Raw genomic sequence first — 12109 nt, 5'->3', positions numbered from 1 at the left:
CGGACACAGCCGCCGTGCGATCCAACGACAGCTCGGCATGACCTACCGCACCGTCCAACGGCCGGCCGACGCCGTGGCGCCGGAAGACCCTCTTCCAGGGGTAGTGGCAGAACCGCAGGACCAACCTCGACGACTTCAAGCACGAGACTGTCCGGCTTCTTGCGCGGCCGGCCTGGGCCGGCTCCGGGAACGCGGATCCTCTCCGGAACCGGCTTGAACTGGGTGCAGTCCGCCCGTTGGCCTGGAGTGACGATCAGGGGCAGCGGACGGCAGCGACCGTCCGCACCCAGATGGATCTTGCTGGTGAAACCGCCGCGAGAGCGGCCCAGGGCCTCACTTCCAGCACCACCTCCACCAGGCGGGCCGACCAGGCTCTCCGACGGTGTCTCGTCCTGGTGTTCCACTCCTTCGCCCACTCTTTGAAGCGAGTGCCCGCGGTGGAGCGGTACGGGCACCGGCCGCATGCCGGTGCGCGCGGACGATGGTGGAGTCCACCGAGGCTCGGCGATCCTTCGGCGCTCTGCGGGAAGTCCGGTTCCCGTGGAGCCCCACCGCGGTGTTGTCGTCACCGTGCGTCAGTAGAGCCTCGACAACAGCGTCCGCCGGCATCCCGCGACGCAGTGATATCCCATGTCGGCCGGCCTTGTGCGCGGCCAGGCGTACCAGCACGTCCTGAGGGGCTGCTGGGTTCCGGCCCAGCCCGGACAGCTGGGGTGATCGAGGCTTGTTATGCGCTCAACCTGGTCGGGCCGCTGCGTGCCGGCCTTCCATCCGTCCTGAGTCCGGGGAAGGGGCTCGGCCATCGCCGACGCTTACCGCGCGATACTCGCCGTCGTACGCAACCCGCAACCCTGGATAGCCGATCGTGCCCAGGACATCGCCGTACGGGTCGGCCCGTTCGCCCCTCATGCGGCACCGCTTCGTATCACGACGGACCGAGATCACGACGTTCCTCGGTCGCAACATCAGCACCGCGGAGACCGCGTGGCCCGCTGGGTCGACTCTTCCTCCGAATCCCGGGTCGGGGTGGCCCTGGAAGAACCCCGCCCGCGAGTGGGCGACAACGGCACCCAGCCGAGCGTCCCGGCTCTGGCCAGCAGGTTCGGCATGAGTGACACGACCTTCCGCAGACACTTCCCCGACACCGCACAGGAGGTGGCACCGCTCTCCGATCGGCACCGCCGGCGTCAGGGGCCAGCAGGGTGAACCGGACCTCGTCCTCCTCGGTGGTTACCCCGACCAGCGTGCTGCCGTCCGTCGCGAGGGTGACGAACTCCGGCTGCTCGGGCCGCTCGCCGAGGACTGTGGCGAGGTCCCACCGGCCAGTGAGCCGCACCCGCGTCCAGCGCCTGGGCGCACAGCCCGTCCAATGGCCGGCGACATTGATGAGGAATACGCTGTCCTCGCCGATGATCCCGTTGCCGGCCGCGAGCCGGTGCCACTGTGCGTTGAGCTCGGCGATCAGGTCGGGCAGGTCGTTCCGCACGGCCACGGTCGGCTTGGCGCCGCCCGGGACGGCCGGTCGCCAAGCTGCTCGGGGCGGCATTACCTCCTCGATCCGCCGGTCCTCCACGACTTCCAGCCCTGCACGCTGCAACAGTGCTATGAGCCTGTCTTTCCCACCCGTCACGGGAGCCCATCCTGCCCGAAGCGGCTCTCTGTCTTCCCAACGGCTGGTGGGGCGGCTGATTGGGCTCTACGGCCTGCCCAGGGTTCGCCTGGTCGAATTGGCCACCGACCGGTTCGAAACCCACTGGGGACGACGCCCACCTCACCGTCGAACGGAGCCCCGTCCTCCTGCCGCCCGAGCCGGTGTTACTTATCGAGGAACAGGTCGCACGGCCGATGGTCTGCTCCATGCTCCGGTCGCCGCAGGACGGTTGCCCTGCTTACTTGCTTCCGGTGTGCCGGCGCATCGTCCGATCACGGCGCAGAGGATCGTGAACAAGCTGCGGGAACGCGGTCTGGAAGTCATCGGCACGCGCAACACTGCCATGCTCAGAGCGGTGGCCGACCTGCCTCCCGTCGTGCTCAGTGACCTCTTCGACCTCAGCGCAGGCAGCGCCCGCAGGTGGGTTCAGTTCGCCCGGGGCTGCTGCGAGTGCACAGGCCACTGGGCCTGACGCCCCCGGCGGTCGCTGCCCGGCCCTCCACGAGCAGCTCCTCCCGGACACCGGCTCCGTGGTCGGCCTCACCACCGCCCACCTCAACCACACCGCCGAAGCCGTACAGCAGGAGAGCCTCCGGGCCGCCTGCCGACTCTGGGCGAATTTACGGTCGCCGCCGAATTTGCCCGCACATGTAATAGGAATTGCAGTCTATTCTGGCAGGGAAATGCATATTCACTCCCCGCGCACACCGGCGCTTTTCGATGCGTGTGCAGCCTGACACCGTATAACGTACGGCCTCGTGCGGGTGATAACCATCGCTCGCCCTGGATCACGCACTCTTCGAATGCCATAAAAGAGGAGGGGACACTACCCGCATCCAAGGAAATGAGTGAATGATGCACAAAATGCGCAGGCACATCAGGACCGTCACAGCTCTCTCCGTACTCGCGGTCGTCGGCACGGGAGTCGCCGCCGCGGCCAATCCGGCGACATCACCTGCGGCCCCGGCCGCGCCCTACCACACGGGCACGGTCGGCTCGAAGATCGCGCCGATCCGCTACACGCCCGAGATCCGCGAGGACAACGAGTGGGGCGCCATCTACGAGGGGGAGACCGTAATCCTCGAGTGCTACGTTGTGAACAGGAACGAGAACCGGCGGTGGTACCGGATTCCTGTACAGAACAAGTACGTCTCCTCCGAACTCGTCAGTGCCAGAAACGTAAGGCCCTGCACAGACTGACCGCCGCACGAAACCACTGAACCACCGCACAGCATGGTGACACACATCACGCTGCACCGGATCATGTTTCCTCAGCCGCGTTGTTCCGGTGCGGCGTGTATATGTTTAACGGGGTGGCCGGGATGAGGGAGTGGGAGGCATGCCGGTATTCCATCCCGCCCTGCTCCTTCGTAGGGTTTTCCTGCTCCTCGGCCGGTGCAGTGGCGCTGGGAGGAGGTCGGCCGTGCCGGGGACGACGGTCTGCCGGTGGAGCGGCTACTGGGGGATGTGGATGCCTTGGTGTCCGTGTCCAAGTCCGCGGCGTCGGGTCCGTGTCGTGCGGGGTGTGGGCAGTGGGGCGGTGGCCGGTCCGGTGGCGGGTTCGTCGTCCGGGGTTTGGGTGCAGATGTGACGGAGCAGGGCGGTGGTGGCGGCGGGGATTCTGCCGAGGATGCGTGCTGCTGCGGGGTCGGCGGTGGACAGTGCGGTCACGAGCGCGTTGATGGCGTCGACCGCGTCTTCCACGGCGGTGAGGCTCCACGAGCCGGGGCTGGCGGTGTCGGCCAGGGCACATGAGGCGTCGGCGATGTCGGTGGCGAGGGCGTCGAATCCGGGCGAGGTCCGGTCCGGTAGACGTTTGCCTGGACTGCCGGCCGTCGGTGTGGGGGGTGTTGCGGGGACGGCGATTTTCCGCCTGTTGACTGTCACCCCGCCGTGATCAACGACGTGTGTGGGTGCCGGCGTCCCGCAGTACGAGGTCCGGCTCTGCGCTGCCGAGTGCCGCTGGCAGGCTGACGCCCTCCCCTGTCGTGGCTTTGTTGATGGGTCGCGAGAGTGCTTGTCGCTCAGCGCCGAGAGTGCCCTCTTCCAGAGGGAAACGATGTTGCTCGGTTTCGAGAGCACTCGGGTACTTGTTTCGGCCGGGCAGTCAGTCGTGTAGGCCGTTGTTCTGGCGCGCGGCCGGTTACGCCAAGGGGGCGTGCTCGTCCCGGGTTGGACCGGCGGCCGACATGATGGCTTGCCAGGGGGCGGAGTCGAAGATGAGCCTGATGGAGGTGATGCGGCCGTTGTGCAGGCGGAAGTGCTCGGCCGTGTGCTGGGTGATGCCGACGGCCGGTGCGGTGTGGACGTCGTAGATCAAGGTGGCCTCGGTCTCGCCGTACAGCTCACTGATCAGCTCCACGCGGGTGACGATTCCCAGAAGACCGTCCAGGCCGTCGAGGTGGCCGGTCTGGCTGTCGGAAGTGATGAACGGGCTGCGGAAGCCGAAGCTCTCACTGATCTGAGCGGCGGCCGTGGTGACGTCTCCTCGGAACCGGGCCTCATGGTAAGCCCTGACGGTACGTCGGGTGGTCTGGATGGCTGAAGCGGTGGTCATGCGGTGCTCCGTCGTTGTCGGTTCAGGAAGCCGGCGGCTGGTCGTGCCGGGCCGCGTTCAGATGCCGCTCGATGCGTTGCTGGTTCTCGACCATGCGCAGGCACAGGTCACGGAACCGGGCGAGTTCGTCTTCGGTGAAGCCCTGGAAGACGGCTGACATGGCTCGCTGCGTCGGCTGCCGGAAGGAGTCCAACCAGGCGAGGCCGGCTGGTGCGATCCTGGCGCGCACCGACCGGCGGTCGCGCTGGTCCTGGATCCGCTGCGCCAGCCCGTCACGCTCCAGCGTGTCGACCAGGCCGGTGACATTGCGGGAACTCACCCCCGCCGCGCGGGCCAGTTCACCGATACTCAGCCCCTCGTCCGTGGCCGTACTCAGTCGTGCGAGGACGTCGAGTGCCCCCGCGCTGAGCCCGCGTCCCGCCGCACCTCGCGAACGCAGCCGGTCGACCGCCTGCGAGGCCGACCGGACGGCCGCGGCCGTCTCCAGTGCAAGGGTGTCGTCACCGGCCGCGAACGCCTGCATGGAGTCCCGGACACCAGCGTCGTAGAGCAAACCCTCAGGGTCACGTGCCAGGCCAGATTTATGTACGTGCTTCATAATGAAGCGGCACTCTACCTTGTCGGTGGCGACATCACCAACGACCGTCGCCCCGCGAGATCGAAGAGCCCACCCTCGCGGGAGAAGTGAGAAGCAGCCGATGGCGCCACCCGGAACCGCGCACTGCTCTCGGTTCCGACCAGCATTCCTCCACCGCGGACTTGGCAACTGCTCTCCAAGCCAACCTGCGGGCGCTCTCCGTTTCCACCTACGCAGCCACCCCTCGGGTGGGGCGACGTCCGGGGTGGTCCCGGTGGCCTGACGTCGTTGCGTGGTGGGGTCAGGGGCTGGTGAGGATGGTGTGGGTGCCGATGCGGCGCCACACGATGTGGTGGGCTCCGCAGCGTTTCTTCCTGCTGTACGGCCAGGTGTCGCGTCCGTCCGGTGCCCAGGTGAGCTCGTAGACGCCGGGGGCGATGCGTACGCGCTTGATCCGTAAGCCGGGGCGGAACTGGCGGCCGGTACGCAGGTCCGGCACGAAGGTGTCCAGCACGACATGGCGGAAGCGCCGGCGCTGGGCGGGGGGTGAGGTGTTGGAGGTCGGCAGCGAAGCGGGGGCAGGTCTCGAAGGTGGGCACGGTGGTCTCCTTCGGGCAGCACGACGAAGTCCCGGTTGCCGGCGTTTCCTGGAGAAGGCGTGGAAGGCCGGCGCCGTCGGACGCAGGGTGACGCGGTCACGGGTGTCGATTTCGTGTTCCGGCCGCAGTCGACGGTCTACCTGTTGTGGGCGCTGGGGGATGAGGAGACCCGCCGGGTGATCGAGGCCGCGCACGAGCGGGCGATCGTACGGGTGCTGGAGTGGATCGAGGACGAGGTGGCGGTGATCCGGTACGGCAAGGACGGCATCTACCGGGTACGGCCGCCCGGTGGTCTGGTCGCCGCCCGCTTCCGCCACTACGAGGCGCGCTCCGGGCGACCCTTGCTCCGCGACCATCTGCTTCTGTCCGTGAAGGGGCGGCGCCTGGACGGGAAGTGGGGCTCGATTGACACCACGGCCCTGTACGGGAACACCGTGGCCGCCTCCGTGCTCTACAACGAGCTGGTGGCCGCTGAGGTCTGCGAGGAGCTGGGGCTGGCGACCGAGCCGCGCACCGTCACCCCGGGGCGCCGGCCCGTGATGGAGATCGCCGGGGTGCCGCACGAGCTGATCCGCTGGACCTCCAAGAGGAGCGACCAGATCGCCGCCTGCCTGGAGGAGCTGGAGCACGAGTACGTCAGCCGTCGATGACGACGGCGAGCCGCGGTTCCTGCCCGTGGTCTCCGAGCGGGCCCGCGCCAAGATGGAGCGGATCGCCGCCCGCAAGACCCGCCCGCCGAAGAAGAAGACGCTGCCGCTCGCGGAGCTACGCGTCTGGTGGAAGGTCAGCGCGATCCTCACCTCCAAGGTCGCCGCCGACGTCATCACCTCCCTCCTCGAGTACGCCCGTGCTGCGGCCGCAGCAATCCGGGCCCGGGTCGCCGCCGTGGTCGACGTCGCCCTGGCGGCCGTCGACGTCGCCGTGACGGTGTTCGTGATGAACGACGGAGGCCGCTTCACCGTCGGCACCTGCTCGCCGAAGCCCGCCGCCACCTCGCTCTGGCCCTGCGCTGCCGCCGCCGCGACCCTGGCCTGGAGGACCAGGTCGTGGCTGCTGCCATCTCCACCCATTGCCTGGACATCAGCGAGCCGACCACTGTGCGCAGCCTGGAGGCCGGCCACCGCCTCTGCACCGCCCGGTGGGCCCTGTCCGACATGCCTGCCCCGTCCCGCGCCGCCCACTCTCACTCCCGATCCCGATCCGGACCGGCAACCCCCGGCCGATCCCGGCGAGCCGGCCGCGTACCGGCCCCCGGGCCAGGACACGGGGGAGTGGGAGATCCCCCGCATCCCGCCCCAGTACGAGCGCGCCGTCCTCGCCGGCGCGGTGGTCCGGGAGAAGCTGCGCACCACCACCACCGCCACCGCTACCGCCACGGCCGTGCTGGGCGGGGCGTACGACGTCGCCCGGCACCAGCAGGCTGCGATGCCCGAGCAGCTGTTCGCACCCGAGCCGGCCGACCCCGAGCACGACGACCAGGAGCCGGAGAGCAAGCCCCGGGAGGCGATCGAGATGAAGGCGCTGCGGGCCCTCCGGGAGTCCCGCACGGACGTGGAAGCCCTCGATCTCACGGCCGAACGCCTGCGCCGTCTCGGGGAGGCATTCACCGCAGCGGCCGACCGGGCCCGCACGACGATGGACCGCTACGCGCACCGCGACGGTGCCGAGAAGCCGCACCCGGCGCGCCGGGACGGTCAGCAGCCGCACCGCCCGCAGGAGCCCGGACCGCAGCCTGGACCGCACCGCAGCCGGGAGGCCGGCCACTGAGCGCACCCCGATGGCGCGCACCGGTGCGGTGGTGCACACGGTGCGCACCAGTTCCGCGCGCCGGCCGCACCGGCGCGCGCACCCCACCGAGTGGATGCGCACCGGATGGGCGGTGGTGCGCATCGTGGTGCGCACCGGATGGACTCGGCGCGCGCACCACCGCACCGGTGCGCACCCACCCGGTGCGGTGGTGTGGTCAGCGGTGCAGGGCCACCACGTTCTCCACCACGGCACTGGCCCGCTTCACCCGTTCGTCGCGCAGCGCCCGCAGAGCAGGGACGACGTCCGTCGGTGCGTCGGCGAGGACCTGGCCGACGAAGTGCGCGAGGGTACGGGCGATCCCTGGCGCGGCAGCCGCGGGGGCGTGCGTGGCCCACTCCCTGATCGCCATCAGGTACAGAACGCCGACCTCGTCCAGGACGAAGGAGTCGGCGCAGGGCTCGGTGTCGTCGGACAACGCGGTCACGGGGAAGACGACCGGTTCCACGATGGCCGGCAGCAGTTCCGACAGCTGCTTCACCTCGGGCGCGAGCCGGGCCGCCGTGGCGTTGTCTCCGGCCTGAACCGCCAGGACGTGGTCGAAGCCGAGCTGGACCAGGTGCGGGGGCAGCGAGGGAACGATCGGGGACGTGGGCAGCTCCTGACGTACGGTCGCCGTGCCGATCACAGCTGTCCTGTCTCTGTGGTGTCCGGGCAGTCTCGGAGGCTGGAGCACGGGGAGACCCGGCCTCACCCTTCCACACGGCAGAGTGCGTGAAGGCGCCTGTCGGCATATGCCAACGCCAGATGCCCTTTGACAGTGAACCCCGTCGCTCCGTCGTCCAACCCAGTGGACGCCCGCAATGCCGCTGGCGTCGCCCCGGCATACCGGCCTGAGCGGGGTTGTCGGTGCTGATTTCGGCATTCGCTGGGCCGATGCGGACTTGCACGGAGGCAGACAGCGTCACCGCCCCGGTCCCGCAAAAAATCTGTGCGAGAGGCCACTTGGACAGGGAAATCGCAACTTCGACATGGTTCGCAGAGGCAGCTACCTTCATCTGGCCCTCGGTGGTCGCACAGGGGTTCCTTTCGGGCTGGGCCAGCCGTGACGGGATGAGTCGGACACGCCCCACGAACCCCCGCCCCCCATGCGCAAGCCACCGAACTGGGTCCACGCCAGGCAGCCCCAACCAGGGAGAGACGCATGCCCCATCTTGCTCTGTACACATTCGGCGTCCTGAAGTCACCTCTCGCCGATCCCGCACCTCTCACCAGCGAGTTCTACGACATTGGCGGGGCCGTCTACCGGAAGATCAGTCAGCACCCCGGATACCTCGCGCGTGCTGAAGCGGCAGACGACGAGCGCGGCGCGTTCTTCGAGGCGGACTGGGGTGCATGGGGAGAGTTCGCCGTACCGACTTGGTACGGAAAGGGCCGTACGCTGGAAACCATCTCCCTGGCCACGACCCTCTCGCTCTGGACCGACCTGCGCCCCGCTTTCGACGCCATCTACACCGGTCTGCACCGTGAGGCGCTGAACAGACGTTACGACTGGTTCGAGAGGACAGGGCACCCAAATTATGTGTTCTGGTGGGTCTCCGACGGCGTGATACCCACCTGGCGGGACGGGGTTTCCAGGATGGAGCACCTCCACGTTCACGGCTCCGCGTCGTACGCCTTCACCTTCCACAATTCGTTCGCCCCGGACGGAACTCCGACAAGAGTCAAAGGCATCGGGCCGAAGAGCGACCAGGTTCACTGACAAGGAAGCCTGAACGGCTGGGTTCGCTGTCAAACACCTCGATTGAATAATGGCGAACACCAGAAATGCCCGGATTCATCCGAGACAATCGGAGCCCAAACGTCTCAGTCAAGTCCGGGCATCCCAGGTCAGAAGCCTGCACTACCCGGACTCATCTGAGACAGGACAACAGCGACGTCCCAGCAGGCCCGGCCGGTCAGCCTGTGGGCAGAGGGCAGAGGACTCTTCCTCCCGAGCCGAAACGGACGAATCCGGGCCGCAAGGGCCGAACCCGGCCCTCTTGTCCAGCGTGGTCGGCCCGACCGTGAGCCCGACGATGACTCCTTGTCCGGGTCTGCTGCTGCTCCGGCCGCTGCCGTGTTTTCCCTTGTCCACGCTTGCTACCGGCCATGGTCAGGCTGCGGATCAGGGGTGCTCCCGCACGCTGCTTCCTCGATCATCGCCCGCCCAAGGGCGGCCCGTAGTGAAGGAGCCATCGCGATGACCACGCACCGACCACCGGCAGAGGCCCGGGGTGCCCGCCCTGGCCATGGCCCCGACCGGCACCGGGCAAGCTTCGGCAGGCTCCTGCGGGCGCCCCTGCGGAGGGCCCTTGGGATCCTCCCTTGGTGCCCGGCACCAGTAGCCTGGGGAAATCCCCTGGTCAGCTCGCAGATCCGCGCGAATTCCGAACCGTCACAACCCTCTTCTCTCCTCTTGTTGTCCGTGGTGGAGGAGATCATCGGGTTCCGGGGGCCGGACGCCTTCTCAGGCCGGGCGCGGCCAGCGGCGGCGGCCGGCCGGCCGGCGGCCGGTCGCGAGCAGCGAGGGAGCGCAGCTGATGGCGGGGAAGCGGAAGACCAACCCGGCGGGGTCGACGAATAGTTTCCGCGGCGACGTGGTGCGCGTGCTCGGGGCGCTGAAGGTCGCGACGGCTGATCAGATCCAGCGGACCGGCGCTCCGCACCTGAGCTTCCGGCACGCCGGCAAGGAGACCCCGTCGAAGCGGAAGCAGTCCCGCACCCCTCGCGCACCGGCGTGCTCTCCGACATGCGCAAGCACGGCCTGTCCGAGAACGGCGGCTTCACCGAGACCGGAGACTCCCTGCGGAACCTCACCCTCAAGGGCTGGAGGCTGCCTCCTACGAGCTGCGGCGCCCGGTGACGGAGATATGGGCTCCACCGCACGCGGCGCGGGCTCCAGCGGGGCTTCTCACCCGATGGCCGTCAACGAGACCGTGATTGCGATGCTGCGCCCGAAGCCGGACATGGCCAGGCTCACCGACGATCCGCCCCACGTCCAGGCCGCCGCCCGGGCCGCCGTCGACGGACCGGACGGCATCGGCACGATCGCCTCGTACTGGACCGAGGTCCCGCTGCCCGCCACCGGCACCTGGAACACGCCCGGCAAGGGCGGTGCCCAGGCAGACCTGGTCCTCACCCCCCCGCAGGACCAGGTGCCACTGCTGTTCATCGAGGTCGACAATTGCCACGAGATGCCGGAGGAGCTCGACAAGCTGGAGAAGTACGCCCGCTTCTTCCGGCGGAAGATGAAGGACACCGAAGGCAAGGAGCGCCCGATGTGGCGCACCCGCTGGAGCGCTCCGGACACCTGGTCCGGCGACAGGACGCATCCGCCCGTGCTGCTGGTGTTCAACCGCCTTGGTGAGCGCAACCCCAACCGCACCGTCCCGCGACTGGGCGAGCTCACCTGTGGCAGGGGCAGCGGCAGGGGCAGCGGCAGAAGGGCTTCCACGTCTACGACGGGAGGATCCCGAATCTCGCGACCGGCCTGAAGAACCTGCGCGAGCGCGGCCCGGCCAGAGCGGTGTTCCTGCGCTTCGGCCGCGATCACATGGAGCCCTTGCGGGAGGTGATCGGCAACCCCCGCCGCGAGGCGGCCGACGCCCGCGCCCGGGAAGCGGCCGTGCGTGCCCAGGAGAAGCACAAGGAAAAGGCGCGACGGGCGGTCCAGGAGCAGAAGGCAGCCGAGTGTGAGGCCCGCCGTCCCGTCTGCACCGGCTGCGGGGCGAAGTCCACCGACGAGCGCTGGGAGAAGGCGGGCGAGGGACTGGGGTACCCCCGGGGACTCCCACCCGCGGCTCTGCGACGGCTGCGAGCAGCGGGCACAGGCCGCCGTACGGCAGGCACCGGTCGGCAACGAGCGCCAGGAACAGGACCAGGCCGTGCCCGGGCAGAAGACCGGCCGCTGGTTCTCGCACCGCACCTGACCCGGGCAAGCCTCCCGCCGACCGCGTGGGCCCGAGACGGCCGGCCTCCGCCCGCCGCTACGGCTTCGACCTCGACCACCCCGTGCAGTGGGTCGAAGTCCTCTAGCGGGTTGAACGCCAGTAAAGGGAGTCGGCGACCTACCGTCTACTCGTGCCCTTCCCGGGAACGGTCCGACTTCAACCTTGACGGGCCCCAAAGGCTCGTCGAATCTAATATCAGCTGGAGGATCGTATGACCGAACATCGCATGCCTTGGGGTGACCTCGTGTCCTGGTCTCAGGAACACGACCTGCTGGCACTCCGGCTCTACGTTGTGATTTCCGAACCAACCAGCGGCCTCGGCCCGGTATTCAAGAATCTGGATCCCCACGTGGCCTATCAGACCCGCCTGGAAAATGACGGGATCATGTTCGCCGCGGGGCCGTTGGCTGACGATGCTGAGGAGCAGTGGAACGGCGAGGGTCTCTTCGTCTACCGCGCGTCCTCCCGCGAAGAGGCAGTTGAGATCGCCGAGAGCGATCCGATGCACCAGAGCGGAGCGCGTCGATTCGTTGTTCATTCCTGGCTACTGAACGAGGGCACTTATAACGTTCGGCTGTTCTACTCGGGTGGCCGGCCTGAGATTAGCTGACTCTCAAGGTAGATACTGGGTGCATGATACGGTCCGAGAGCCGTCGCGGATCCCGAAACTGCATTCCGATCCACAAGGGACGGCGATTACGTCCAGCGCATCCCGATCGCGGACAGCTGCTCCATCCGCTCCGGTGTCAGCGTCGCGGCCCTGCTGCGCCGGTTCCCGACCCATGCTCCGAGCCGGAGCCCTCGCTCCTCCTGGTCCCCGCCGACGATCCGTTCGACGTGCTTCCCCGGGACCTGAAGGTGGCCTTCGCGCTCGTAGTACTGCTTGGCGGCCTCATAGTTCATCGCTCATTTCGGCTGACCGACGACAGCGGGGCCGGTCAGGATCAACCGATGGGATCGTCCTGTCCGGCCCCGCTGTTGTCCATA

General features: G+C 68.4%; 12 protein-coding genes. 6 read left to right on the top strand and 6 right to left on the bottom strand.

From position 1 onward, the window contains the following. The first annotated feature begins 2515 nt into the window (after nucleotides 1-2515). A complete protein-coding gene (locus BFF77_RS29890) occupies nucleotides 2516-2851 on the top strand; it encodes a hypothetical protein (protein WP_141698563.1) in 336 nt (111 codons plus the stop codon). 255 nt (nucleotides 2852-3106) lie between these two features. Here BFF77_RS29890 and BFF77_RS33835 read toward each other — a convergent pair whose 3' ends face one another. From BFF77_RS33835 to BFF77_RS29865, 4 genes are all read right to left on the bottom strand, one after another. Further along, nucleotides 3107-3355: a hypothetical protein gene (locus BFF77_RS33835; protein ID WP_245703811.1), complete on the bottom strand. Its 249-nt coding sequence runs from the start codon at nucleotides 3353-3355 to the stop codon at nucleotides 3107-3109. A 439-nt stretch (nucleotides 3356-3794) separates the two neighbouring features. Next, the gene (locus BFF77_RS29875) at nucleotides 3795-4208 is read right to left on the bottom strand and encodes a nuclear transport factor 2 family protein (RefSeq protein WP_066956170.1); all 414 of its coding nucleotides are present in this window, start codon (nucleotides 4206-4208) and stop codon (nucleotides 3795-3797) included. Between the two features lie 22 nt (nucleotides 4209-4230). After that, nucleotides 4231-4761, bottom strand: coding sequence for a MarR family winged helix-turn-helix transcriptional regulator (locus BFF77_RS29870; RefSeq protein ID WP_245703809.1), 531 nt, complete (start codon nucleotides 4759-4761; stop codon nucleotides 4231-4233). Nucleotides 4762-5086: 325 nt separating this feature from the next. Then, nucleotides 5087-5299, bottom strand: a complete 213-nt coding sequence (locus tag BFF77_RS29865) for a hypothetical protein (RefSeq protein ID WP_245703808.1) — start codon at nucleotides 5297-5299, stop codon at nucleotides 5087-5089. Between the two features lie 120 nt (nucleotides 5300-5419). Between BFF77_RS29865 and mobF the strand changes: the two genes are divergently transcribed. Further along, on the top strand, nucleotides 5420-6034 hold the full coding sequence (gene mobF / locus BFF77_RS29860) for a MobF family relaxase (protein WP_079125614.1): 615 nt from the start codon (nucleotides 5420-5422) through the stop codon (nucleotides 6032-6034). A 25-nt stretch (nucleotides 6035-6059) separates the two neighbouring features. Beyond that, on the top strand, nucleotides 6060-7151 hold the full coding sequence (locus BFF77_RS37295) for a hypothetical protein (RefSeq protein ID WP_245703802.1): 1092 nt from the start codon (nucleotides 6060-6062) through the stop codon (nucleotides 7149-7151). A 196-nt stretch (nucleotides 7152-7347) separates the two neighbouring features. Here the strand turns inward: BFF77_RS37295 and BFF77_RS29850 are convergent, their stop codons facing one another. Then, nucleotides 7348-7818, bottom strand: coding sequence for a hypothetical protein (locus tag BFF77_RS29850; protein ID WP_066956162.1), 471 nt, complete (start codon nucleotides 7816-7818; stop codon nucleotides 7348-7350). Nucleotides 7819-8334: 516 nt separating this feature from the next. Between BFF77_RS29850 and BFF77_RS29845 the strand changes: the two genes are divergently transcribed. The 3 genes from BFF77_RS29845 to BFF77_RS29835 all read left to right on the top strand — a co-directional run bounded on the left by BFF77_RS29845 (nucleotide 8335) and on the right by BFF77_RS29835 (nucleotide 11732). Beyond that, a complete protein-coding gene (locus BFF77_RS29845; RefSeq protein WP_066956157.1) occupies nucleotides 8335-8892 on the top strand; it encodes a DUF3291 domain-containing protein in 558 nt (185 codons plus the stop codon). Nucleotides 8893-10042: 1150 nt separating this feature from the next. After that, on the top strand, nucleotides 10043-10666 hold the full coding sequence (locus BFF77_RS37290) for a hypothetical protein (protein WP_245703800.1): 624 nt from the start codon (nucleotides 10043-10045) through the stop codon (nucleotides 10664-10666). Between the two features lie 667 nt (nucleotides 10667-11333). Then, nucleotides 11334-11732 carry a YciI family protein gene (locus tag BFF77_RS29835; RefSeq protein ID WP_066956154.1) on the top strand — a complete coding sequence of 133 codons (399 nt, stop codon included), beginning with the start codon at nucleotides 11334-11336 and terminating at the stop codon, nucleotides 11730-11732. Nucleotides 11733-11818: 86 nt separating this feature from the next. On the opposite strand, the gene BFF77_RS29830 is transcribed toward BFF77_RS29835, so the two are convergent. Further along, the gene (locus BFF77_RS29830) at nucleotides 11819-12025 is read right to left on the bottom strand and encodes a helicase associated domain-containing protein (protein WP_066956151.1); all 207 of its coding nucleotides are present in this window, start codon (nucleotides 12023-12025) and stop codon (nucleotides 11819-11821) included. Between the last annotated feature and the right edge of the window lie 84 nt (nucleotides 12026-12109).

This window comes from Streptomyces lushanensis, from assembly GCF_001700515.1.
Classification (GTDB): Bacteria; Actinomycetota; Actinomycetes; order Streptomycetales; family Streptomycetaceae; genus Streptomyces; species Streptomyces lushanensis.
Note: the sequence above shows the minus strand (reverse complement) of the source record. Positions and strands in the feature narration are given on the sequence as shown.